Raw genomic sequence first — 26324 nt, forward strand, 5'->3', positions numbered from 1 at the left:
TTGCGCCGGCTGATATTGCGCAGGGGGCAAAGGCCCTCCTTTTTTGTCGTTTGGATTGTTTAAGTCCGTACGTAGATCGGTAAGGGGGAGTTATGATGCGGCAACCGGGACAGGCGCTCAGACGTTTCAGACAGATGACGGACGATGAAAAAATGCGCAGATTGGAGCGCTCAGGTATTTCGGTTCGTTGGCTGGATGAGAGTACAGCAGATTTTGCGATCGGCTACGCGGTGCAAATCCATCAACTACGGGTGCTGGAAATCCGTAGACGTGCCCTCGAAAGTTCTACTAAGGTTAGTGCATATGATCGGTCTGAACTAGATTATCAATCACCGCTCTATGTCCGGATGGAGCGGCTGGCTGTACGTGCGTTGTACACTCTCGGTTTGGACAGTGGTGAGGTTGTGCTGAGGCCGCTTGGAGAACGTAATTGTCAGGTTCGCCATGTCTTGGCACAGCCATGGCTGAACGATAGACGTTTGGCCACGCTATATGAAGCTGCTGCTCGTGAAGAGGATGCTCCGGGAGAGGAACTTTCAGCGGAACGGGGCAGAGCGCGACTATTAATCGGAATGGATCCCGAATTTGTGCTGGTTCGTATGCCAGAGGGGAGGGTTGTTCCGGCCTCTCGATATTTGGGCCGATTAGGCGTAGCCGGCTGCGATGCCGTTACCCGCCGAGGACGAACGCTATACCCAGTCGCTGAGCTTCGTCCTGCACCAAGTGAAGATCCGGCCCGTCTGCTGAGGCACCTGCGCCAAGCTTTTGCGATAGCAGCTCGGCAGATAGATGACCATACGCTCATCTGGCAGGCGGGCGGAATGCCGCAACCGGGTTTTCCCTTGGGCGGACATCTGCATTTCAGCGGGGTTCCGCTAAATGGTGCCCTACTCAGGGCACTAGATAACTATTTGGCGTTGCCTCTGGCGCTGCTGGAAGACAAGCGCTCGGCTCGGCGCAGACCGCATTATGGCAATTTGGGCGATTTTCGCCGTCAGTCTTACGGAGGCTTTGAATATCGAACACTGCCCAGTTTTCTAATCTCGCCACAGCTGGCGAAAGGTGTGATTGGGATGGCGTTTCTGATTGCTTCCCAATACTCACGTTTGCAGCGTAGGCCGCTGGGAGAAGAAGAGGCTCACAGAGCTTTTTATGAAGGGAATCAGGTTGTACTTAGAGAGTATATGGAGCCACTTATTTTAGATATGATTTCATTAGAGATCTTTTCTCAATATGAAGCTTATATAGCGCCACTGCTGGATAGCCTTCGCAAGGGAAAACAATGGGATGAAACACGGGATTTGCGCCCGTACTGGAAGCTTTCGTAAAATCAAGTGTCAACACCCGAGAGGGTTTCATGTTATCGACTGTCATTTTTGATATAATGAAAGGTAAATATGAGTTTAAACGGAACAAAGTGTGGGGGTTAGGAAACGGTATGTCTAAATATACACCGATGATCGAGCAATATTTATCTATAAAAGAGCAGGCTAAAGACGCATTTTTGTTTTTCCGCCTGGGCGATTTTTACGAGATGTTTTTTGATGATGCGATTCTTGCATCCAAGGAGCTGGAAATTACACTGACTGGTCGTGAGGGTGGCGTCGCGGAGAAAATTCCGATGTGCGGCGTGCCTTATCATTCAGCAGAAAATTACATACAACGCCTTATTGAGAAGGGTTATAAGGTGGCCATCTGTGAACAAATGGAGGAAGCCTCAGCTACCAAGGGAATGGTACGGCGGGATATTGTCCGTGTTGTGACCCCGGGTACGGTCATGGAGGGCAAGGTGCTGGGTGATAAATCCAACAATTACATGGTATGTGTCACAGAGACGGACGGGATGCTGGCGCTGGCGGCATGCGACTTGTCGACAGGTGAACTCTATGTGACTTCCGTACCTGATTCGAAAGAATGGCTATTAGATGAAATTAACATTTATGAGCCGTCCGAAATGTTGGGGGATGGTCATTTGCTTGATTTTGTGACCTCCCGTATGTCCCCTGTTGGAAGGCGGGTTGTGTATACGGCGTGGGACAAATCCAAGGATGATCTGGTACGGGATCAATTTGGTGAAGCCACGTGGGCAAGGCTTACGGAGGAACGCAGACGGTGCGTATCGCGCCTGATTTCCTATTTAAATGAAACGCAAAAAAGATCGTTAGGTCAACTGACCCAAATCTCGGTCTATGAGCCTAATCATTTTATGATTCTGGATCCATTTACCCGCCGGAATCTGGAACTGGTGGAGACGGTGCGTGAGCGCTCCAAGAAAGGCTCGTTGCTGTGGTTGCTGGATCGGACAGAGACATCCATGGGCGCACGTTTGTTACGTCGTTGGATCGACAAGCCGCTGTTGAGTAGCAATATAATTGAGGAACGGTTAGAAGCGGTAGACAAGCTATACCACCAGTTTATTTTCCGCGAGGATGTACGTGCTCAGCTTAAAGAGATTTACGACCTGGAGCGTTTGGTAGGACGGATCGCTTTTGGTAGTGCTAATGCACGAGATTTGATCGCCCTCAAGCTGTCTCTGGCCCAAATTCCGTCTTTACGCGAGCTGTGCGCTGAATCTCCGTCGAATACGCTGAGACGGATTGCACAAACATTGGACAGCTGTGCAGACCTGTGTACGCTGATTGAGGAAGCAGTGGCTGATGAACCCCCGATTTCCGTAAGAGATGGAGGGCTTATAAAGGAAGGCTATCATCAGCGTCTAGACGAACTGCGTGAGGCGAGTGTGAACGGTAAGCGTTGGATTGCTGAGCTGGAGGCCAAAGAACGAGTAGCAACCGGCATTCGGTCACTCAAAATCGGATACAACAAAGTGTTTGGTTATTACATCGAGGTGACCAAATCCAATTTGGCATCATTACCGGAAGGTCGATATGAACGCAAACAGACATTGGCGAATGCAGAACGGTATATCACACCGGAATTGAAGGAAAAGGAATCGCTGATTTTGGAAGCTGAGGATAAGATGGTGGATCTGGAGTACACGCTTTTCTCAGAGCTACGCAGTAAACTGAACGCTGAAATTCCCCGTCTGCAAAAGCTGGCAGAGCAAGTTGCTGAAATTGACGTGTATCAGTCGCTGGCAACGGTTAGCGCGGAACGTGGATTCGTGAAGCCTGAGCTGACAACAGGATATGATTTTGTAGTGGAACAGGGACGGCACCCCGTTGTGGAAGCCGTCATGAAAGATGGCGGCTTTATCGCCAACAACACAGTGTTGGAAGAATCCGATGCGCATATTCTACTCATCACCGGTCCGAATATGGCTGGGAAAAGTACGTATATGCGTCAGGTTGCACTCATTGCGATTATGGCTCAAATTGGCTGCTTTGTCCCGGCTGCACGTGCTAAAGTGCCGATGCTGGATCGCATTTTCACACGGATCGGCGCAGCGGATGATCTCATTGGTGGACAGAGTACGTTTATGGTCGAAATGGCAGATATTCAAGTCATGACGGACAAGGCAACTCCACGAAGTCTGATTATAATTGATGAACTGGGACGAGGAACGTCCACCAGCGAAGGGATGGCAATTGCACAAGCGGTCATCGAATTTGTGCATGATACGATTGGCTGTAAGGCGCTGGTATCTACGCACTTCCATGAGCTGGCCCATTTGGAGCAAGGTCTATCTTCGCTGCGAAATTATTCCATGGCCGTGCAGGAAAGCGGCGATAAGGTGAATTTTCTACGCAAGCTCATACCGGGCGCGGCTAGTAGTAGCTATGGTATTTATTGTGCCCGACTTGCAGGTTTGCCTAATAACATTATTGAGCGAGCAAATGGTCTACTGTATGGTTTTGAACAGGCGGCAGCTCAAGTAACGGCAGGCACCGAGACAGCAAGAGTAGCGAAGGAAGGGACTGATCTTCGTACAGTGCCAGGGACAGAAGAGATTTCTCCAATGTCCGCAAAATATGCGGACCAGACATTGCAAGCAAACGGAGAAACTGCACCACCAGTCCAGTCTGGATCACAGCAAGCTACCCTGGTAAAAGAAGATACACTACAGAATGTGGAAGATTCAGGTGAGTTGGAGCATGCAGCTTCTGACGTGGTACAGCTGTCCATTTTCGGAGAGCAGGACCTTGCTCCCTCCAAGCCACACTCAGAGACGGTAGAAGCTAATCCGATCGTGCGCCAAATTTTGCGGAAGGTGAAAAATGCTGATGTCATGAATATGACACCCTTACAGGCGATGCAACTGTTAAATGAATTAAAGAACAAGGCCAATGGTCTGTAATTAAGAATATTAGATATTATTATTTTGTTTATTTTTCATCACACTTTGAAGTCAGGAGGAGGTTAAAAGGATGTCTAAAATTCGAGTGCTAGATGAGCATATTGCGAATCAGATTGCTGCCGGTGAGGTCGTGGAACGTCCAGCCTCCGTCGTGAAGGAGCTGGTGGAAAATGCGATTGATGCGGGCGGTACACGAGTGGACGTATGGGTAGAAGAGGGCGGCCTGCAAAGTATTCGGGTGACGGATAATGGCAGTGGGATAGAGCCTGAGGACGTGGAAACGGCATTTTATCGACATGCGACAAGCAAAATCGGACATGGCCGAGACTTGTTCCAGATCACAAGTCTCGGCTTCCGGGGAGAGGCATTGCCAAGTATAGCGGCTGTCTCAAAAGTAGAGCTACTCACAGCAGCAGGAGATGACGGCCGTGCCCGTAAATTGGTGATTGAGGGCGGTAAACTGATGCTTCACGAGGATGCTGCTGGAAGGCAGGGGACGGATTTTACCGTACGCGATCTGTTTTATAATACACCTGCACGGCTAAAATATATGAAAACGATCCAGACGGAATTGGGACACATTTCGGATGTATTGTACCGAATGGCGCTTTCGCACCCAGAAGTGGCCTTTACATTGCGGCATAATGGTAATACATTGTTGCAAACGCTGGGCAATGGTGATTTGCTCCAAGTGATTGCTGCTATTTACGGAACTTCTGCGGCGAAATCAATGTTGATGGTGGAAGGAGAGAGCCTTGATTACCGAATTAGCGGCTATGTCAGTCGCCCAGAGTGGACCAGATCGAATCGAAATGCAATCTCGACAGTAGTGAATGGACGATTTGTGCGGAGCTATGGGCTCAATCAGGCACTGCTCAAGGCGTATCATACTTTGTTGCCGATTAATCGTTATCCGCTGGCTGTGATCCAACTGGACATGCATCCTTCTTTGGTGGATGTTAATGTCCATCCAGCCAAGCTGGAGGTGAGGTTCAGCAAAGAAGCTGAACTGTTTCAGCTGGTTGAAGATTCGGTAAAAGCTGTTTTAGGGCAGCAAGTGCTGATTCCAAAGGCAGTCAAACGCGAAATTGGCGGCAAGGATAGCGGCTCATTTGTGCAGGAGCAGTTTCATTTCTCGAAAGGAAATAGTGCAAAAGTAGATACTTCTGCAGATAATATAAGCAGTAATGAAAGTAATGAAAGTAATGAAAGTAATGAAAGTAATGAAAGTAATGAAGAGAGTAAGAAGTTTAGCCATGAACATGAGCAACTTCCGAATAGGGGGAGCCATTCCGTCATTGGACAGGCCAACACTCTCGCTCGTCAAAGTATCAGTGATGATGAGCTGGATGCAGATTTTGTGGAAGAAAACAACGAGGGTGATGTTAGAGGAGGCGTGTCGCTTCCTGATGGGACGACTACTCGGATATCCACAGGAGATCATGCCGAAACAGATGTCTCTTCCTCGTACAGCGAAGGGATACAGGAAACGGCTGCTTCTGCTACTTACCGTCCTGCTGTTTCACCAATTGCAGACAACACTACTAAATTCACGGATCAGAAGCCGCGCCAGGAGCATCTAAATACAGAGCAATTGACAGCGTTGTCGGGGGCAGCCCCTGAGGTGCCTACTTTTCCTGAGCTGAATTTAATCGGTCAGCACCATGGGACCTATCTGATTGCGCAGAATGACCAGGGCTTGTATTTAATTGATCAGCATGCCGCCCATGAGCGGGTCAATTACGAATTTTATTACGAAAAATTTGGCAACCCTGAATCAGTATCACAGGAGTTGTTACTGCCAATTACATTGGAATTTACGCCTTCCGAGACGGAAAAATTGAAAACGAGGTTGCACTGGTTTGAACAGGCGGGGGTGTATTTGGAGCATTTTGGCGGGCAAACCTTCCGTGTCAGCTCATATCCGTACTGGCTCCCCAAAGGAGAAGAAGCGGATGTCATTGAGGAAATGGCCGGATGGGTACTGGAGGAAAAAGCCATTGATCTTGCTAAACTGCGGGAAGCAGCCTCAATCATGTGCTCCTGCCGGGCTTCGATTAAAGCAAATCAGAAGCTGACTGACCGACAGGCTGCCGTGCTGCTAGAGCGTTTGGCAGCCTGCAAACAACCCTATACCTGCCCGCATGGGCGCCCCATCGTTGTTTCCTTTTCCACATATGATCTGGAGAAGCTGTTTAAAAGAGTAATGTAAGGGAGTATAAATATGTTGCAGGATTGGGAAAACCGTGAAGAAGAAAAGCAGATGATGCTTCGTGATAAGCAAGCTGAATTACTGGTCACGACAGGAGATTCTCCCTCGGACGAGGTTGTGGAGCGCGCGAAGTTGCTTGCAGCCGAGCTTGGGGTGCTGTACGCTCCACGTCGCGGCATATCAGTAGCTAAGCTAATCGCTGTTCACAGAGTCCGTCAGGCTCTGGTGCTGGTGCAGGGCGGGGTGAGGCTTATTGGCCCGGAACAATCACCGATGATTTTTCATCCAAGCATGGGATTCATTCGAGCTAAAAGGGTATTAAAGGGCGAGGCTGATCCGATGTTGACGGCTGCCCGACTTGCCCCGGGTGATACCGTGCTCGATTGCACGGCAGGGCTCGGTACGGATTCTCTTCTATTCTCGATTGGAACGGGAAGCTCTGGACAAGTTACAGCTGTGGAGAGTTCCTTCCCTGTCTATGCATTAATCAAGGATGGGATGAGGCATTACCGTTCCGGTAACGCTGCAGTGGATAAAGCCTTTTCAGACATTGACGTTCGTTATGGTCATCATCTGGACTATTTGCGTAGCTTGCCGAATCGAAGTGTAGATATTATTTATTTTGACCCGATGTTCCGTGATCCGTTGCTTGATTCCAGTGCAATCGGTCCATTGAGAGGATTGGCTAATCCAGATGCGTTGAATGAAGAAAGTATTGCTCATGCGAAAAGGGTTGCACGAAAAACAATCGTAATGAAAGAAAAAAGGGGTAGCGGAGAGTTTGCCCGCCTCGGCTTCCGTGTGGAGCAACGGGGCACAACGAAAACAGTGTACGGAGTGATTGATATTGACAGTGGCATCTAAGCCTAAACTACTTGTTCTTGTTGGCCCGACTGCGGTTGGCAAGACGAAACTAAGCATCGAAATGGCTCGACAATTTGAAGCAGAAATTATTTCCGGGGATTCCATGCAGGTATACCGTCATATGGACATTGGAACTGCCAAAATTTCCGAACAGGAAATGAAAGGAATCAAGCACCATTTAATCGATATTCATGAGCCTGAATACCCATATTCAGTAGCCCAATTTCAGGAAGACTGTCGTCGTCTCATACCTGATATTCAATCTAGGGGAAAGCTACCTTTCATCGTAGGCGGAACGGGTTTGTATGTAGAATCGGTTTGCTATGAATACCAGTTTTCTGAGGTAGGGGCTGATGAAGCTTTTCGCCAGGAACAGCTTGACTATGCCGATCAGTTTGGGGCCGAAGCGCTTCATGCGCGACTAAAGGCAGTTGATCCCGAAAGTGCACTTCGTCTGCATCCTAATGATCGTCGTCGAGTCGTGAGAGCGCTGGAAATTTACCATGTTAGCGGAACAACACTTAGCTCTCAACTTGCCAGTCAAAAAAAGGAATCTCCCTACCAACTCTGCATCGTAGGTTTGACAATGGATAGGCAAATGCTATATAAACGTATTGAAGACCGAATTGACGGGATGCTCGATCAAGGGCTTGTTGCTGAGGTAACCTCCTTAATGGAACGGGGAGTGCGAAGCGATGCCATCTCCATGCAAGGTCTAGGCTATAAAGAGATATCCTCCTACCTGCGGGGAGAGGTGTCTTTGGAGGAGGCGGTGACTTGGCTAAAACGGGATACGCGTCATTTTGCGAAGCGACAGCTCTCGTGGTTTCGCCATATGAAGGATATCCAGTGGGTAGATGTCACTGATTTCGAAAATTTTTCTGCTCATGTAGCCCGAATACACGAAATTATAGCAGGAAAGTTCCGGACAGACCTTGAATATACTTCAAAACAATCCAAATGATTATTGGGGGTACGGCTAAAATGAACAAGTCTATTAATATCCAAGATACGTTTCTGAACCAATTGCGCAAGGATTCTATACCTGTAACGGTATACCTCATCAATGGATTCCAGGTGCGAGGAACGATTAAAGCATTTGACAATTTTACAATTGTTATCGATTCGGATGGAAAGCAACAGCTGATCTACAAGCATGCCATCTCCACCTTTACACCGCAACGCAACGTATCGCTTGTACAACAAGATAACGCTAGCGATAACTGATTACGGCTGGGCGGACGCCCGGGTAATGAAACTTTTCAGGCGTCCGTCTCGTCTAACTGTATAGGAATGTGACCGGGAGCAACCTGATCAGGGTTGTTCTTTTCATTCCGTTTACTTTCATGCTGCCGACAGCTAGCTCTAAGCTTAGGCTCGGTGACATAATGATTATTCGCGAAAGGGAGTCAGGGGAATGCCAAACGATTCATTGTCCAGATCCGGCAATCGCAATAGAAACACATCTAAAGAGAAGCCGAAGGGCAAGAAAAAGAAAATAACAGGTAAGCGAGTTGGGTGGACGCTTTTTATTACAGCAGCATTAGCCATATTTTGCGCACTTGGTGGTTATTTATTTGTCATGGTTAATGGCGAAAAAATCTACAAAGCCAACAAGGACAAAATTACAGTGAACGAGACATCAAAGGTTTATGACCGCAACGGTGTGCTCATGGGTGAGCTGTCTGTGCAAAAAAGTGACCCAGTGAAAAGTGAAGAAATTCCACCGTTGCTCAAAAAAGCTTTTATCGCAACTGAGGATAAGCGTTTTATGGAGCATCAAGGAGTTGATATTTGGTCTATCGGTCGGGCGGCAGTGAAGGATATCGTTGCTCGTTCTGCGGTGGAGGGCGGCAGTACGCTGACTCAGCAGTTGGCCAAAAACTTGTTTTTGACACGTGACAAAACCTTTTTCCGTAAAGCGACAGAGGTATCCATCGCAATGGCGCTAGAGCGGAATTTGACTAAAGATGAAATTATTACGCTATACCTGAATCGGATTTGGTTTGGACGCTCGTATTCCGGTATTAAAGCAGCCTCGGAAGGCTATTTTGGGCAATCGAACTTAAAAGAACTAAAATTGTGGCAGATTGCTACTCTGGCAGCTATTCCAAAAGGGCCTTCCAAGTATAACCCGATCAGTAACCCGGAAAACTCAAAGGCCCGACGTGCTGTGGTTCTCCAGCTGATGTTTGAGCAGGGAATGATTGGCAAGCAGGAAATGGAAGAGGCCAAGGCTATAAATTACGATTACAAACAACCGGAAAAAGTGCAAAAGTATCAAAATTTTATGGAATATGTCATGGATGAGGCAGAGGATGCCTTGCCAGGAGTCAGCGGCAATGATCTGATTATTGGCGGTTATAAAATTCATACGACAATGGATGCTCAGGCTCAAAATGCGCTGGACCAAGCGATGGCAGATGATGATATGTTCGAAAAGAGTCCAGACGATCAGCCTGTTCAAGCCTCTATGGTTATTATTAACAACCAAACAGGTGGTATTGCCGCGATGGCACCCGGACGGGATTATAAAAAGGGAACCTTCAATCGTGCGACACAGAGCCGCAGACAGCCAGGATCGGCCTTTAAGCCGATTGTAGCCTATGCGCCAGCTCTTGAATCCGGTAAATTTACGATAGATACTCCTTTGAGTAACGAACGGCAGAGCTTTAACGGATACAGTCCGAAAAACTTGCATGGTTACTCTTCGACCATCAGCATGATTGATGCCATTACGAAGTCTGAAAATATACCACCTGTATGGTTGTTGAACCAAATCGGTGTGGAAAAAGGGGTTCAATTCGCCGAGAGCGTAGGCATACCGATGGACAAAAATGATCACTCGCTTGCTATCGCATTAGGGGGATTAAGCAAAGGAACAAATACCCTCGAAATGGCGCAGGCCTATAGCGCTTTTGCCAATAAGGGACAATTCCAAAAAGCTTACTCCATTAAACAAATTAATAATAGTGATGATCAAGTGGTTTATACTCATAATGAGGAATCCAAATCTGTTATGAGTGAGAAAACGGCTTATGAAATGACAAAAATGATGCAAAATGTGGTCAATAGCGGTACAGGTCGCAAAGCACGTATTGACTGGCCTGTAGCTGGTAAAACGGGTACGACCCAAAGTGGAATCAGCGGCAACAGTGGTAACCGGGACATTTGGTTTGTCGGTTATACGCCGGAATATACCGGAGCTGTATGGATGGGGTATGACAAGCCGGACAGTAAGCATATGTTGAGAAACTACAGTGGGCAGTCGGCTGCCTTTTTCGGAAGGGTCATGGGTGAAGCTCTCAAGGGGCATCCGGTAACGCAATTTAGCGAGCCGAAGGGATATGAACCACCGGTTGAAGAGAAGCCAGAAGAGCCGGTTCAGGCCACCGCTCCTAGCGGACTGAGCGGGTCTTATAGTCAGGATACCCAAATTGTATCGTTGTCTTGGAATGCGGCAGAGGGAGACAATGTACAATACCGTGTTTATCGTAAAGAGTCTTCCGAAGGAAGCTTCCGGACGATTATGGAGGCGATGAGAGGCACGAGTGGTGAAGATACGTCTCCTGTAGCTGGAAAAACGTATCAATACTATGTCGTAGCTTATGGAGCGGATGGTAAAGAATCCGCAGCTTCCAATACGATTAGTGTTGAAATTCCGGCAGAGACTACTCCGATAGATCCGCAGCCAGGAAACGATCCTAATCAGGATGGAATCGTACCGGATAATGGCGAGAATATAGACGGTCAGAACGGCACAGACCAGGGGAATACGATTCCTGGAGGTACTGATAACGGTACTGGTACTGACCAAGTTCCAACGTCTCCTGGAGGTAACAATGGAAATGGTACTGGAGGCACAGGCAACAGTAACGACAATTTTGGGAACGGAAACGATACAAATACGGGGAATGGTCAGACGACTACACCGGATTCAGGTATAACTGATGAAAATACTATGACCAATCCAGAAAATACAGATGCATCTACCACAGGTGCTATTATGGATGGAAGTCAGGAAGGCACATCCAACGGTCATTCAAACTCCAATCGTGGACGTCACAACCGGGATTAGCAAATATGTTTTATGTAAGATGATAGTGGCTTCAAATCAAAGGTATTTTCGGACTGTTTTGACAGTCTGAAAATACCTTTTTTGCTGTAATACAGGGGTTATTTTTGAGTGTACAGTTTAAATATGGTAAGCTGGTTTTACCAATGTTGGAGAGGAACATCATTTATGAAGCGCAAATTCGGAGACCGGGCCAACTGGCGCAGAATCACCAATCGCAAGTTTGCTTGCCGGTATGTAGAAAGTGATGCGTTTACAGGATATGTGACCCTGTATACTATTTTGAGTCTCAAGGAGCCATTATGGAAAAGTTATGGTGGTCATACGTTTTGCATAGCCGATAAAGGTTATTCCTGGTTACAATATTATCCCAAAGGTAAGCATTATGTGGTGACTGCTATGTTTGACAATCGAGAGCAAATCGTTGAATGGTACATTGACACCTGCCGAAATCAAGGAGTAACCGATCAAGGAGTTCCTTGGTTTGATGATTTGTATTTGGATGTGGTCGTGCTTAAAAACGGTGAAATCTTTCTGGTGGATGAGGATGAACTGGAGGAGGCGCTACAACGGGGACATATTTCTACGCAAGAAGCAGAATTGGCTAACCGAACGGCGGCTGACTTGTTACATCAGATCGATGCTCATATGTTCCCCTATTTTAAAATGTCGCTGAAACACCGGGCTGAATGGTTTCACAACGGTGATTTTAAGAGAGAACGGTGAAATTTTTGCAGTGGATTAAAAGCACTGGGCCCCAACGCCATGAGCCAAAAAGCAGGCAAAGTCGCAATGGGAAAATATTTATGGTATCGAAGCGTTTCATACTTGGTTTGATGATTTTTATTTTGGTCGGATTCGTATGGGCAGGTATCCGAGTATGGAATATGAATACAGCTGCCTCTACCAATCCACTCCAGCATGCACAAATTGGTATCGTACTAGGTGCCTCTATGTGGGGAGCTGAGCCCAGTCCTGGTTTAAAAGAAAGGTTAGAAGAAGCCTTGCGGTTATATCGCAACGGGACGGTGCAGCGGCTAATTGTAAGTGGAGGACTGGATCAACCTGATTTTCCGTACACGGAGGCCGAGGGGATGCAACACTACTTGGTAGATAGGGGAGTCCCTGTACAGCATATTCTATTAGAAAACCAGGCGACCAGTACTTACGAAAATCTGCTCTACAGCCAGCGTATCATGAAGGAATATGACTGGAACTCCACCGTAATCATCACACATAGCTATCATGGACCTCGGGCGATGGAGATTGCTCAATTTTTGAATTTTGATCATCCTCAGATGGCTCTGACCGAATCCAAAGTGCTAGATATGCCAATCCATCAATCAAGAGAAGTGTTGGCTTACGCTAAATGGACGCTGCAACGGTGGTGGATCAGTGCTCAAACTTGGATTGCCTGAATTGAGGGAAGGCTTAGTGCACGTTCTCGTTGCTTTTATGCTAATAAGGACATGCTGGACCGAATACATTAATAGGGTAAGCTGTGCCTGAAGAAATGTTGAGGTGATGGATGCATGAACGGACGGGGAATCGCCGCGGGCAAGCGGTCGGAGGAGAGACCTTCCAGACAAATCAATGTCGTGCTGCGTAGCCCGGAGCCGATCGCTTCGGTGACTGTGGACGAGACGGAATCAGTGGCTTCGACCAAGTCGCAGGCGCTACCGCAGTATCTCAGTCTTTATCAGGAAATTCAGAAAGAACTCGATCATCTCGTCGGCTTGGATAACATCAAAGAGCTGGTATTTGAGGTATATGCCTTTTTACAAATCGCCCACATGCGCACTGATGCAGGTCTGTTGAGCAACGCACACGTATATCACATGATTTTCAAAGGAAATCCAGGTACGGGGAAAACGACAGTAGCCCGCATTATCGCTAAAATGCTGCAAAAAATGGGGGTGCTGAGTAAGGGCCATCTGATTGAGGTGGAGAGGGCTGATTTGGTAGGTGAGTATATCGGCCACACCGCACAAAAAACGCGGGACCTGGTAAAGAAATCTCTTGGCGGCGTGCTGTTCATTGATGAGGCTTACAGTTTAGCACGCGGAGGGGAAAAGGATTTTGGAAAAGAAGCGATTGATACCCTGGTAAAGGCCATGGAAGACCAAAAAAATCAATTTATTTTGATCCTCGCAGGGTATTCGGGAGAAATGGACTTTTTTTTACGGACAAATCCTGGTCTTCCTTCTCGTTTTCCAATCCAGTTGGATTTTCCTGACTACACTGTGGATCAGCTCATTCAAATTTCGGAATTGATGGCTAAGGAAAGGGATTATATTCTCATGCCTCAGTCTATACTCAAAATGAAAGAGCATTTGCTAAATGAGCGAAATGACAGTCTCCATGCATTTAGTAATGCACGTTATGTTCGTAATGTGATTGAAAAAGCGATTCGACACCAAGCTGTCAGGCTGCTTAATCAGTACAGGAGCGGGCAACCCGGTAAGCAGGAGTTGATGACGTTGCGACCAGAGGATTTGAAAATGGACAAAAGATAGGCGATAATAGGAATCTGAATCATATCGAATTGTATGACATCGAACGAGGGCCGGCCTGACATCAGGTCGGTTTCTGTTCGAGAGTTGACATGAAAATAAAGGAGCAAACAATATGGCGAACTCCACTCATGATACACAAACCGAAATGCAGGATAAGGCGGTACTGGTCAGTTTAATTACGGATGAAGTCAAACGATCTGGCATCAATACGGAATATTCGCTGGAAGAACTGGTGAAGCTGGCTGAAACAGCGGGAGTTGAAGTCCTGAGCGTCCTCACACAAAATAGGGAATCCAAAGACTCGAAATGGTTTATTGGCAAAGGAAAAGTAGATGAATTGCGTGCAGTTGCTGAAGAATTGGGAGCGAATACAGCTATTTTTGATCAGGAGCTCTCGGGAGCTCAAGTACGAAATCTGGAAGAGAGCCTGGATCTCAAAATAATTGACCGAACACAGTTAATTCTGGACATATTTGCTCAGCGTGCAAAAACACGGGAAGGTATTATCCAGGTTGAACTGGCGCAGTTGTCATACTTACTGCCTCGACTGTCTGGACACGGTAAAAACCTTTCACGGCTCGGTGGCGGAATCGGAACACGTGGTCCTGGTGAAAGCAAGCTCGAGACGGACCGTCGTCACATTCGTGACCGAATTAGTGATCTGAAACGCCAACTTGAGGAAGTGACGCGTCATCGGTATTTACACAGGGAGCGCAGACAAAAGGCTGGCATCGTTCAGGTGGCACTTGTTGGCTATACGAATGCCGGGAAATCAACACTGTTGAAGCAACTGACAGCTGCCGATGTATATATTGAGAACCAACTGTTTGCAACGCTCGATCCTACCTCCAGAACAATGGAATTGCCGAGTGGCAAAGAAGTTATTCTCACAGATACAGTAGGATTTATTCAAAATCTGCCTCATGATTTGGTAGCCTCTTTCCGGGCCACTTTGGAAGAGGCCAATGAGGCCCATCTCATTTTACATGTCGTGGACGCCTCTTCAGACATGCGTGACGAACAAATGAAAGTTGTAGAGTCAATTCTGCAACAGCTTGGGGCTGCGGACAAGCCTCAGATTGTATTGTTTAACAAAAAAGATGCTTGCACCCCTGTACAATTGGAAATGCTTCCTTCCGGGGAAGGCTATTTGAAAATCAGTGCATTTGATGAAGCGGATTTGCTACGCATTCGCGAACTGGTTCAGGAGCATCTGAGCGGTGACACACTGAGATTCCGTATTCCTGCGGAACGTGGGGATTTAACATCTGTGCTTTATCGAATTGGAGATGTACTGCTGACAGAGTATGATGGCAATGATGTCATTTATGAGGTAGAAATTCAAAGAGGCGAATACGAAAAGTATGGTCATGCTCTCAGTGAGTTCACAGAAAGTTAACATCTAATGATGTTTTTGGGTCCATAAGATGATAATGCTCATCGTTCGAATTGAATAACAATATAACATGATTAGCCTAAGGCTGCGGAAGAGAGAGGGTCAAGAAGGTAAATGGTAGTTTTTAGTCCGGAAATTCAGCAAATTCAGGAATTAGTAGAACTTAAAATACAAGAACGTATCCAGCACATAGATCATATTGTGGATGCAAATCAGTGGAAGGTCATTCAGGCCTTCCAGCGCAAGCAAGTGAGCGATTTTCATTTTGCAGGTTCAACGGGATATGCTTACAATGACCGGGGGCGTGAAGTGCTGGAAGAGGTCTATGCAGATGTGTTCGGTGCGGAGGCAGCGTTGGTGCGTCCGCATTTTGCCTCGGGAACGCATACCATCGCTACGGCTTTATTTGGTGTGCTGCGTCCAGGGGATGAGTTGTTATACATTACAGGGCGACCTTATGATACCTTACACAAAGTGATTGGTAAGCCTGGCGATGGAACAGGATCATTGCAGGACTTTGGTGTTACTTATGGAGAGACAGCGCTGACAGCAGAAGGTAAGGTGGACTGGAAAGCGGTGGAGTCCGCAATCCATGCGAACACCAAAGTGATCGGTATCCAGCGCTCACGCGGCTATGATTGGAGAGCTTCCTTTAGTGTGGCAGATATTGAAGAAATGACGGCACGAGTGAAGAAGATAAAGCCTGATGTTATTGTCTTTGTGGACAATTGTTACGGGGAATTTACTGAGAAGCTGGAACCTACCCAGGTCGGTGTCGATTTGATGGCAGGTTCGTTGATTAAAAATCCCGGTGGTGGCATTGCAGAAACGGGTGGATATATCTGCGGAAAGCATCAATATGTAGAGCTGGCATCCTACCGATTAACAGCACCCGGTATTGGGGGAGAAGTAGGAGCGATGCTAGGTACTACACGAGGCATATACCAGGGACTATTCCTTGCTCCTACATTGGTGGGGCAAGCGGTTAAAGGAAGCATATTCGCAGCTGCGGTCTTTGAGGAAATAGGTTTTGAGACTAAACCTGCCTGGCATGAAGAGCGTACGGATTTAATTCAGGCCATTTCTTTTAGCGGAGCAGAACATCTAATTGCTTTTGTACAGGGCATTCAGCGCGCAGCCGCCGTGGATAGCCATGTGGTGCCAGAGCCGTGGGATATGCCGGGTTATGAGCATCCGGTTATTATGGCAGCAGGTACGTTCATACAAGGTGGAAGTTTGGAATTATCCGCAGATGCTCCGATTCGGGAGCCTTATATTGGTTACATGCAAGGGGGCTTAACCTACTCTCATGTCAAATATGGAGTACTTATGGCTCTGCAAACGATGAAAGAACGTAAATTATTGTGAGTTTTTCTAACATATCATTGACACTTTGCATCAGCTAAATGTACAATAAGGTGAATAATAGATCACTGGAAGGTTGATGACAAATGGGCGACGAAATTCGCAGAAATATGGCCTTGTTTCCAATAGGTATTGTCATGAAGCTAACGGACTTGTCAGCACGTCAGATTCGTTATTATGAGCAGCATAATCTGATAGTTCCTGCCCGTACATCAGGTAACCAACGACTTTTTTCATTTAATGACGTAGAGCGTCTGCTCGAAATTAAGGCGTTGATCGAGAAGGGTGTAAACATTGCAGGAATTAAACAAGTCATGAATCCGGTTACCAAGGAATCGGAGGAAGCTACAGTTATTACTGCAGATACGGAAGTCAAACGCCGTGAAATGTCCGACACTCAGCTTCATCGTTTGTTGAAGCAACAACTTGTTGCAGGCAAAAGACCAGGACAGGTATCTTTGATCCAAGGCGAATTATCACGGTTTTTCAACAAAAGATAATGCTGTGGCTTACCTTTTGGCATAACTTTATTCTACTTAAAAACGATCTCATCATTTAAGTCATTTATGATACAGCCGATTTGCATATAGTCGTTACAGAAAGGGAGAGGTTAGTGTGAGTTATACCAGAGAAGATATCATTAGGATTGCGAAAGAAGAAAATGTTCGTTTTATTCGTTTGCAGTTTACGGATTTGCTGGGCACCATTAAGAACGTTGAAATTCCTGTTAGCCAGCTGGAAAAAGCATTGGATAACAAAATGATGTTTGACGGTTCTTCCATAGAAGGCTATGTACGTATCGAAGAATCTGACATGTACTTATATCCAGATTTGGACACTTGGGTTGTATTCCCATGGGTAACCTCAGATCGTGTAGCTCGTTTGATCTGCGATATTTACAAGCCAGACGGCTCTCCATTTGCAGGTGACCCGCGGGGGATCTTGAAACGTGTACTTAAGGAAGCCGAAGAAATGGGATACACTTCGATGAATGTCGGACCAGAACCTGAATTCTTCTTGTTCAAAACCGATGAAAAAGGCGATCCAACCACAGAACTGAATGACCAAGGCGGATATTTTGACCTGGCTCCAATGGATCTGGGTGAGAACTGCCGTCGTGAAATTGTTCTTAAGCTTGAAGAGATGGGCTTCGAAATTGAAGCATCCCACCATGAGGTCGCACCTGGTCAGCATGAGATTGACTTTAAATATGCAGATGCAGTTAAAGCTGCCGATCAGATTCAAACGTTCAAGCTCGTTGTTAAGACCATTGCTCGTCAGCATGGTTTGCATGCAACCTTTATGCCAAAACCTTTGTTCGGCGTGAATGGTTCGGGTATGCACTGCAACCAATCGTTGTTTAAGGACAATGAAAATGTATTTTATGATGAGACGGATGAACTCGGATTAAGCCAGACAGCTCGCCACTATATGGCAGGCATTCTTAAACATGCACGTGCAATGGCAGCGATCACGAATCCAACAGTAAATTCCTACAAACGTCTCGTACCAGGTTATGAAGCGCCTTGTTATGTTGCTTGGTCTGCAAGCAATCGGAGTCCGATGATTCGGATTCCCGCATCTCGTGGCCTGAGCACTCGCGTCGAAGTTCGGAACCCTGACCCGGCAGCGAATCCTTATCTAGCCTTGGCTGTAATGCTGAGAGCAGGTTTGGATGGTATCAAACGTCAGATGGCTTTGCCAGCCCCAATCGATCGCAACATCTACGTGATGTCCGAGGAAGAGCGAATTGAAGAAGGTATTCCAAGTCTGCCTGCAGACTTGAAAGAAGCCTTGTCTGAGCTTATTCGGAGCGAGGTGATCTCTGACGCACTGGGTGATCATGCTCTGGCTTACTTCTATGAGCTTAAGGAAATTGAATGGGATATGTATCGCACCCAAGTACATCAATGGGAACGTGATCAATATCTGACGCTTTACTAAAATGTGGAATCCCTTGGCGCTCTAAGCGTTGAGGGATTTTTTTGTTTAAGGATAATGCTTCATTTTCTTGGACTACGCAGTACTCCCCACAATTTCCCCACAAAAAATTATTGAATTAGGTTTTAAATAGTTAGAAGCGGACACGGTGTAAAGATAAATGCCTTGTGCATGTTCGATCCATGCCATGAGCAGATACATACAAATCAATGAAGGAACTTCTTCAATTCTGTATAGAGACCTATAGGGATAGCTACGGAAAATACTTTTGGTTTCATAAAGTAGACTGGGAAGAATACAAACGCCAGCAGGGCGCGAAGAAGTGTTTAGAAACAAAAAAAGAAAAGTATGAAATCTATGAAGCTAGTTATGGAACTGCTACTACATTCGCTGGTCGAGCTTTGAAGTTTAAGGAAGTGCGCTTACAGAAAGATAACCAAAAGTCCACATGCTAAGAAGAAGAACCCAAAGAGAATAGATACAGAGCCCCTAAATTTCATGTCATCAATGTAAGCGTCGCTTGGTTCTGAGTCACCTTTGATTTTCCAGGCTTCGTTTGCACGCCATCCCCAAGTGGGTTTCCGTTTACTTAAAATACCAAGCGCGAAAAAAATAATAGCAATAAGAATAAGCATAATTCCCATTTGATCACCCCCTTTAAGTAAATTATACCAAAAAATGAACGACAGATAGAAATTATTGTCTCCAAGAGCAGATAAAACAAAAATATGAGGGCTTTGCCCTCCATGTTACGGTGAATTTTAATCCGAGTAGGCAACAGCATTAAAACTTTCTATTCCTATTCGGGTAGCATTTGCTGTGCAAAATATATATAAGGTATATACCAATTCATTTGATGGTGGTAGAGGGATATTGTAATCAGAAGCATTGATGGTGACGACTTGTACAGCGTTTGGGTTTGTTTCGGAGACACTCACAGAATAAAGGGCATTCCGTTACATCTAAACCAAGCTCCGCGATGGCACCAGCAGTATTGGCTGGCAAGGGAATTGAGATCGTATTACCGTAACTTGCGTTTTGAGATGTTCGAGCATCTAACAATCTAGTCATGTTCTCATCTCCTTTTTGATAGTTTATGCAGAACATATTCATTGTTGAGGGCAGTAAGGATATATCATATTTTAGCTCATAGGGAGTAAAGAAAGAGAAAACAGCCTTATACAATGTCTGTCGAAGCATCGTTGTAATGATGCCAGATGTAGAGGTTTCTTCCTCACTGAAAATGTTGATTTCGATTTTAAAAATACTCCTACGGATGAAAGAAGAGGCGTGTACGCATTCGGACAGTGTACTTACAGTAATGCGGAAAGGGATTTTTAATTGTATATGACTGTAAAATGCCATTTGATGCTGCAAAGAGTGGATGGAGCCGAGACGGCGGATGAGTGTGGAAAAACATATAAATGAGATGTGGAGCAACAACCATTCAATAGTGGAAGGATTGATCCAGACCCACCACAGCAGCCAGATATAGAAAGGGGGTATAGAGATTTCAACAGGTGGCTAAGGGCTAGAACGATGATTTAATCGCCGTTGAAACCCTTATGCAACAAAAGGATAACGAGATAGCCAGGCTCAAGAAGTCTGTTGAAGGTCTACGGTTATCACGACAATAAAAGGTCAAAGTGTGTGCAACCTGAACATGAGCTCAGCTATTACAGCCTAAAAGAACAGAAGAGTATAAGCGATTCCGTGGAGCGTGGCCGCTCATGACCATAAGCTGATTGGATGATGGCTCACCCTTGGGTGGCATTCTGGATGTGGATAGCTCTAAAGAGTAACAGCTCATTACAAGTTCTATCTCCTCATTACAAACAATATCCGTTTTGCAATCTCTAACATTAGAGATGTGCATGAAAGGCTTGCTGCAAAGTTTTTGTATCTAAAAGCTCAACAGTATATGAGCAGAGTATAAAAAAGGTATTCATGGTATATCAGCCACAACATTCGCTGACAAAAGACGCAAGGTCAAAGAAAATTTAGCAAAAAGTCTGTCAACCGAACATTGGATTTTGTGATGATCGACTATGGTCGGGGGCGAAACCAAGAAGGAGAAATTGGACTTAGAATGCCAGAAGCAAAGGGCTTAAGCCTTTGCGGTCTTTATTATAGGTGTCAGAAGAAAATAAAGTTCTAAACTGAAAAATAAAGTAATATTCTGACGATGCCTCATTAAGCTAACGGGCAGGATAGTTTAATAACATATCGAATTTTTTAAGAGTGGAAGGGTATACGAGGTGAGGCGTTGCTTAACTGAAGTGTGAAGTAGAGGTAATCAAAAAGGAGATACCCAGATGGAAGCAAATCAAAATATTCGTTTAGCAATCGAAGAATCTATACAGTTCCTTGAATCTACTCAGCATTTGGGGATGACTCACGGCGAGTGCAGCCGTCGAAAATGGGATGGAGCTTGGTGGCATATGGCTGCTCTTTATGAAATGGGAGAGGTGAAACTAATTCCCGAGACTGCTATTACTGGAGCAAAATATTTACTCGAAACTCAGGTTTGGCCGACCTTCATCATATCCCCCGATGACCATCCAACAAGTGAAAGCGATAAGATGCAGATGGATTGCTGCCATTGTGAACTTGCCGTATACTATATGATTCTAATGGCGTATGGCTGTGATTTGGACAAGGAACTGCCTTGGATTCGTGAATGGCTCTTAAAGCATCAGTTACCTGATGGCGGGCTGAACTGCGACCCTGAAGCTTATATTCATTCAAAAAAGAGCTCTATTGTTTCAACACTTCCTCCGCTTGAAGCTATCTTATGGCATACTGACCGTGAATTTACTGAACAGGAAGCCGTTTTCTTAGATGAAGGCGCACGTTATTTAATTGAGCATCGTCTTGTATGTTCTAAACAAAATAGAAGCGTCATCGATATGGAATGGCTGAAGCCTTGTTTTCCGAGGTTTTTTGAATATGATATATTACGTGGCATGTCCTTCTTGGCAGAATGGTCCCGACGTAGGAACAAAACGCTGCCGGTCGGGTTGCTTATTGAAGGATTGGAACGATTGAACATCTTCAGGGAAACAGAAGGCTTGCGAATCGGTAGACAAGTCTTTGATCCACAAGGCCCGTGGGGTGGGCAATCCTTTCCCTTGTTAGAAGCAGTGTCTGGCATTGGTGACGTTTCGCCTTATCTAACCAGACAGTTAGATCGAGTTATCGAACGATTGGGACCGGAGTATACCTATGCATAAAGACTTCCTTTAGAAGGGAGCTCATGGTGGAAGAGGAAGGGACCAGGATGAGGAAGGTTTAGAGGGGAAAGTTGCAAATTTCAAATATGTAAAATGATTGTCTAAACACTGATTGAAGGCGTAAAACGGGAAGGATAGTTATAAATATGATAAAATAAGGGCGAATAAATTCAGAGGTGATTTAATGTTCAATCCGAAGATCTTCTTCTATTAGTTGTGTCTAAGGTCATGGCTTCAAATGCCAAAATCTAACCCGGCACAACGGGGATGAAGATGTTTACACGGGAAGAGATTCAATCCTGGGAAGATGAGAAACAGCGTAGTCTGGAGATCAATAATAAGCCCAAAGATCCAAGAAAAGAGAAGCTTAAGGATTTCCGTAAAGGAATCAAGAGTGTTCATTACAACAAAGAATGTAAAGTAGCAAGAAAAGATGATTATCGGCTGTATAGAACAAAAATGAAACGACTGATGCGTAGTGAGGAATACGAGATCCTACACAGTTACAAACGAACGAGCGGTTGGATTACATGGTAAATGGGGTAGCCCTTGAATGAACTCATCCTATTGTTGAAGTGACTAGCAGTAGGGCAGTTCATGAGGGGCTGCTTTTTTTCATTGAAGTAACGGGCAGGTTAGTTTAACTCCGAAAACAAGAATAGGGAACAAGTGTTCTTTACATATATTATATATGCGTATATAATCAAAACGAAACGGAAAGGAGATCTGGTTTGCTTGATAAAACATGTAGATTCTTCTTTAGTGTAAGAATATTATAATAATAACTCAATTTTGGAGGAGTCTGTATGCCATATTGTAAAGTCAAGAATGCCAATATATATTACGAGGAAATTGGTAAAGGCAAACCAATTATAATGATCCATGGTTTTACACCAGACCATCGGTTAATGAGTGGGTGCATGGAACCGATATTTGAAGATAATTCCAATTGGCGTCGTATCTATCTTGACCTGCCTGGAATGGGACAAACAAAGGATTACGATCAAATATGTAATTCAGATGATATGCTAGAAACAGTTATAAATTTTATTGAAACTCTTGTCCCAAACCAAGATTATCTCATAGCAGGCGAATCATACGGTGGATATATTACAAGAGGAATAATTAATAGACATAAAGATCGTATTGGTGGGGCTGCACTGATTTGTCCATTAATTATTCCTGAACACAAAAGAAGAATACTTCCCGAGCATTTTGTTGTTCATTGTGATCGCGAGTTTATGGACACCTTAAGTGAAGAGCAAATAAGCGATTTTAGCGCAAATCAAGTCGTCCTCAATGAATATAATTGGAAAAGGTATTCAGAAGAGATCGTGTCAGGTTGTAAGATCGCTGACTTTGATTTTCTTAACAAGATTCAAAGAAACTATGGATTTTCCACCAATATAGATGAATTAGTTTTCGATAAACCAACAGTATTTACTCTTGGGCGACAAGATGCAGTTGTTGGTTACATAGATGCTTTTAGAATTTTAGACAATTATCCTAGAGCAACCTTTGCCGTTCTAGATCGAGCAGGCCATAATCTTCAGATTGAACAGACTCTATTATTTGAGCCACTTATGCGTGAGTGGCTTGAAAGAGTAACAGAGTTTGGATTTTAGTTGTATATTATTGCATTGAACTAACGGGATACGTTAGTTCAATGCAATAGCGACAGTCAAGGACCCTATTTCCTCGTCTTAGTTGTCGCTGTTTCAATTTCTAAGGTCAGTCTAATACTTTGGCTTCTTCTGACATTAGGAACTATGATTTTTTATCCTGAAATTTGTTACTTTATTCATAGTGTTGAGGCATCCTTTTCAATGGGGGTGTCGTTTTCCACACGGTGAGTTACGGAAATTGCCGGGGCTGTTTCGCGACTGGACCTGCATGGCAAGCGCAACGTTTTTGCGGATTATTCTAAAGTAATCATGAATTGTACAGAGGGGAATGTGCTTAATGAAAATAGGATATGAGCGATGGACGGTGATTTAAAGAAAGCTCTGGATGAGCTTGAAGCCTTACGTGGTACAGTTTCAGGGTCTTGTCTCTTTGAGAGTGATCTGATATAGGCTGCATCAAAACACAAGCGTAATTGCTTGTGTTTTTTTATTGTTTCTTATCCGTTGGGAGGAGGATGAGCAATATTAAGAAAGTGAGCAAAAGCAGCATTAAAGAGAGTTCTGCCCACCTAATACGAATAACGAAATTTTCTTAGCTATTTCTTCTTTGTTTAATTTTACTTTTCCGGAAGCCCATAAATAACCAGCCTCATAGATTACGTTCGCATAAATAGTATGAATAAATCTTTCTCCATATCTGTATATATAAGTTTTCTACACTCTTAAGCAAATACAAATTCAACTCGCTCAATATTTTTTCTTTCAATTGGGGGATTACCAAACTTATATTACTTTGGCGACATTGTAATCTCGGTTGCTGGTAAAAGTCACAAACAGCTAAAACAAGTTGGCTTATACTTTTTTGATCAAATTTTATTGATCCAATTGTCCGTTTTGCAATAGCATTTGAAGCGGAATTTCCCAAAATGGACAGTGAGAGTAGAGTAGAAGAAGCAAAACCCACTGTAAAATAATATAAGCTTCTTAGTCTTAGTGAGATAACTATTAAACTGTCTTCAATAAAAACATCGGCAGCCATGGACGAAAAAATAAAATCCTAGACTGCCGATGTTCGATTGAACTATCGTGTGCCTTTAGTTCAATCTTTTTCCTTTTCATAAAAGTTGTTGAACAAAGCTTTCTATCGTTGAAATCATGTCTTAATCCAATTCAATTTGTAAAATTCTAATCCCCACCGAGTTCAATCGTTTTCGTGGCGACCCGGTCATGAAATTCCCGATCATGCTCTACGAATACAATGGTGGGCGTGTATTCAAGCAGCAGATCCTCAATTTGCATCCGGGAAATCACGTCGACAAAGTTGAGCGGTTCGTCCCAAATATGCAGATGAGCCTCCTCACATAGGCTTCTCGCGATCAGAACTTTCTTCTTCTGCCCGCCGCTAAACGCCGATATATCCTTCTCAAACTGGATGCGGGCGAAATCTAGCTTACGCAACACGGCTTTAAATAAGCTTTCGTCAATTCTGTGCTCTGCTGCATAATCGGAAAGCGTACCTTGCAAATGAGAAGTATTCTGGGATACATAGGAAACGCGAAGCTGCGGATCCCGTTGAAACGTACCTGTATAGTATAGCTCCTCAGCGTTGAGCAGGTGAAGCAAGCTAGACTTACCTGAACCATTTGGACCTGAGATTGCAATCCGATCTCCTGGTTCAATCGTCAGACTAACGTTCTTGCATACTGCTCTTTCCCCGTAGTAAATCGTAACATGATCCAGTATCGCCAATTCCGATTTGGGATACACGAGCTGAGAGATCGCAAGGCTTTCTGACTGTTCGATATTTCGGAGCAGTTTCGATTTTTCCTCTAAAGCAGTGTGTTGCCGCTGTTCGATGGATTTTGAGCGTTTCATCATTTTGGCTGCCTTATGTCCGACGTACCCCTTGTCAAGTTTGGAACCGGAATTTCGTGTGCCGTTTTTCGATTTTTCGGTCTCGAAAGACCAGCTACTAGTACGTTTAGCGGAAGCTGATAAACGCTGTATGTCTTTGTACAGCTTTTCGTTTTGTGCCATTTCGAATGTATCCTGGCGAGTTTTGTTCGTCCACCAGCTGGAGAAGTTGCCTTTTTGGATTTCAATATTCGTTTTGTTGATCGACAGAATATGATCCACGCAGCGGTCGAGAAAAGCACGGTCGTGTGAAACAAGAATAAAACCACGCTTCGTTTTCAGATAATCGGCGACAAGCTTGCGTGCGTGCAAATCGAGATGATTGGTCGGCTCGTCGATGAGCAGAAATCGATTGTCTTGGATGAATAGCACAGCCAGCAGTACCTTCGTCTGTTCTCCTTGGGACAGCGATTCGAATGGTCGGTACAACACGTCTTCTGAAACCTTAAGGAGGTTCAGTTCACGCATCAGCTTCCAGTTCTCATAGCTTGGCACGATCTCTTCGACGACATCTAAAGTCAAATACTCCGGATGTTCGACGGGAAACGGAAAATAATCAAAGGCGACTGGTGTGGATATCGTACCGCTGTATTCGTACTTCCCCTGCAGCAGGTTTAAGAACGTCGTTTTACCCCGACCGTTTCGTCCTGTAAAGCCCAACTTCCAGTCTGTATCAATTTGAAAATGAACATTTTCGAATATAGGGTCATAGCTGCCTGGATAGGCAAAAGTAAGATTGGTTACCTGAATGGCGGGCATGGCAATCATCCTTTCGTTTGGAAATAAAAAAGAGCCGCAAGAAAGGTGCTTTCTTGCGGCTCTAATCCATACGAGGAAATAAGACCCCATTACAAGGGGGCCATATGACTGTCCGGAGAGGGAGCGCAAACGAAACGCAGACCTTTCTTGCAGAGACGAAATAAAA

General features: G+C 45.0%; 20 protein-coding genes. 17 read left to right on the top strand and 3 right to left on the bottom strand.

The window, feature by feature from the left end:
* Window positions 1-92: 92 nt before the first annotated feature.
* The 14 genes from ACXHJ2_RS09145 to glnA all read left to right on the top strand — a co-directional run bounded on the left by ACXHJ2_RS09145 (window position 93) and on the right by glnA (window position 18630).
* The gene (locus ACXHJ2_RS09145) at window positions 93-1328 is read left to right on the top strand and encodes a putative amidoligase domain-containing protein (protein ID WP_165082448.1); all 1236 of its coding nucleotides are present in this window, start codon (window positions 93-95) and stop codon (window positions 1326-1328) included.
* Between the two features lie 110 nt (window positions 1329-1438).
* Window positions 1439-4258, top strand: a complete 2820-nt coding sequence (gene mutS, locus ACXHJ2_RS09150) for a DNA mismatch repair protein MutS (RefSeq protein ID WP_025675104.1) — start codon at window positions 1439-1441, stop codon at window positions 4256-4258.
* A gap of 70 nt (window positions 4259-4328) precedes the next feature.
* Entirely contained in the window at window positions 4329-6470 is a 2142-nt protein-coding gene (gene mutL, locus ACXHJ2_RS09155) for a DNA mismatch repair endonuclease MutL (RefSeq protein ID WP_165082450.1), read from the top strand.
* A gap of 12 nt (window positions 6471-6482) precedes the next feature.
* Window positions 6483-7334: a class I SAM-dependent methyltransferase gene (locus ACXHJ2_RS09160; RefSeq protein ID WP_058829675.1), complete on the top strand. Its 852-nt coding sequence runs from the start codon at window positions 6483-6485 to the stop codon at window positions 7332-7334.
* Window positions 7318-8298 carry a tRNA (adenosine(37)-N6)-dimethylallyltransferase MiaA gene (miaA, locus tag ACXHJ2_RS09165; protein WP_165082451.1) on the top strand — a complete coding sequence of 327 codons (981 nt, stop codon included), beginning with the start codon at window positions 7318-7320 and terminating at the stop codon, window positions 8296-8298. Before ACXHJ2_RS09160 ends, miaA begins: the two co-directional genes overlap by 17 nt.
* 20 nt (window positions 8299-8318) lie before the next feature.
* Entirely contained in the window at window positions 8319-8561 is a 243-nt protein-coding gene (hfq, locus tag ACXHJ2_RS09170) for an RNA chaperone Hfq (RefSeq protein WP_013371546.1), read from the top strand.
* Window positions 8562-8751: 190 nt separating this feature from the next.
* A complete protein-coding gene (locus ACXHJ2_RS09175; RefSeq protein ID WP_165082452.1) occupies window positions 8752-11412 on the top strand; it encodes a PBP1A family penicillin-binding protein in 2661 nt (886 codons plus the stop codon).
* A gap of 165 nt (window positions 11413-11577) precedes the next feature.
* Window positions 11578-12135, top strand: a complete 558-nt coding sequence (locus ACXHJ2_RS09180; protein ID WP_013371544.1) for a DUF402 domain-containing protein — start codon at window positions 11578-11580, stop codon at window positions 12133-12135.
* The gene (locus ACXHJ2_RS09185) at window positions 12132-12827 is read left to right on the top strand and encodes a YdcF family protein (RefSeq protein ID WP_165082453.1); all 696 of its coding nucleotides are present in this window, start codon (window positions 12132-12134) and stop codon (window positions 12825-12827) included. The genes ACXHJ2_RS09180 and ACXHJ2_RS09185 overlap by 4 nt, the downstream gene beginning before the upstream one ends.
* 114 nt (window positions 12828-12941) lie before the next feature.
* Entirely contained in the window at window positions 12942-13925 is a 984-nt protein-coding gene (locus ACXHJ2_RS09190; protein ID WP_040103543.1) for an AAA family ATPase, read from the top strand.
* Between the two features lie 112 nt (window positions 13926-14037).
* Window positions 14038-15324, top strand: coding sequence for a GTPase HflX (gene hflX, locus ACXHJ2_RS09195; RefSeq protein ID WP_058829670.1), 1287 nt, complete (start codon window positions 14038-14040; stop codon window positions 15322-15324).
* A 111-nt stretch (window positions 15325-15435) separates the two neighbouring features.
* Entirely contained in the window at window positions 15436-16689 is a 1254-nt protein-coding gene (locus tag ACXHJ2_RS09200) for a methionine gamma-lyase family protein (RefSeq protein WP_165080760.1), read from the top strand.
* A gap of 83 nt (window positions 16690-16772) precedes the next feature.
* The gene (locus tag ACXHJ2_RS09205; RefSeq protein ID WP_007430683.1) at window positions 16773-17186 is read left to right on the top strand and encodes a MerR family transcriptional regulator; all 414 of its coding nucleotides are present in this window, start codon (window positions 16773-16775) and stop codon (window positions 17184-17186) included.
* 115 nt (window positions 17187-17301) lie between these two features.
* A complete protein-coding gene (gene glnA / locus ACXHJ2_RS09210) occupies window positions 17302-18630 on the top strand; it encodes a type I glutamate--ammonia ligase (protein ID WP_013371539.1) in 1329 nt (442 codons plus the stop codon).
* Between the two features lie 419 nt (window positions 18631-19049).
* Here glnA and ACXHJ2_RS09215 read toward each other — a convergent pair whose 3' ends face one another.
* Both ACXHJ2_RS09215 and ACXHJ2_RS09220 read right to left on the bottom strand, forming a co-directional pair.
* The gene (locus ACXHJ2_RS09215) at window positions 19050-19271 is read right to left on the bottom strand and encodes a DUF6199 family natural product biosynthesis protein (RefSeq protein WP_064964227.1); all 222 of its coding nucleotides are present in this window, start codon (window positions 19269-19271) and stop codon (window positions 19050-19052) included.
* Between the two features lie 235 nt (window positions 19272-19506).
* Complete coding sequence (locus tag ACXHJ2_RS09220; RefSeq protein WP_238791024.1) at window positions 19507-19698, bottom strand: hypothetical protein; 192 nt, start codon at window positions 19696-19698, stop codon at window positions 19507-19509.
* 1244 nt (window positions 19699-20942) lie between these two features.
* On the opposite strand from ACXHJ2_RS09220, the gene ACXHJ2_RS09225 reads away from it, so the two are divergent.
* The 3 genes from ACXHJ2_RS09225 (at window position 20943) to ACXHJ2_RS09235 (ending at window position 23485) form a co-directional block, all read left to right on the top strand.
* On the top strand, window positions 20943-21860 hold the full coding sequence (locus ACXHJ2_RS09225) for a prenyltransferase/squalene oxidase repeat-containing protein (RefSeq protein ID WP_165080759.1): 918 nt from the start codon (window positions 20943-20945) through the stop codon (window positions 21858-21860).
* Between the two features lie 273 nt (window positions 21861-22133).
* Entirely contained in the window at window positions 22134-22397 is a 264-nt protein-coding gene (locus ACXHJ2_RS09230; RefSeq protein WP_013371533.1) for a hypothetical protein, read from the top strand.
* 269 nt (window positions 22398-22666) lie between these two features.
* Complete coding sequence (locus tag ACXHJ2_RS09235) at window positions 22667-23485, top strand: alpha/beta fold hydrolase (RefSeq protein WP_165080757.1); 819 nt, start codon at window positions 22667-22669, stop codon at window positions 23483-23485.
* Window positions 23486-24670: 1185 nt separating this feature from the next.
* On the opposite strand, the gene abc-f is transcribed toward ACXHJ2_RS09235, so the two are convergent.
* Window positions 24671-26158, bottom strand: coding sequence for a ribosomal protection-like ABC-F family protein (abc-f, locus tag ACXHJ2_RS09240; RefSeq protein WP_165080755.1), 1488 nt, complete (start codon window positions 26156-26158; stop codon window positions 24671-24673).
* Window positions 26159-26324: the final 166 nt, after the last annotated feature.

Source organism: Paenibacillus sp. ALE3, from assembly GCF_054113405.1.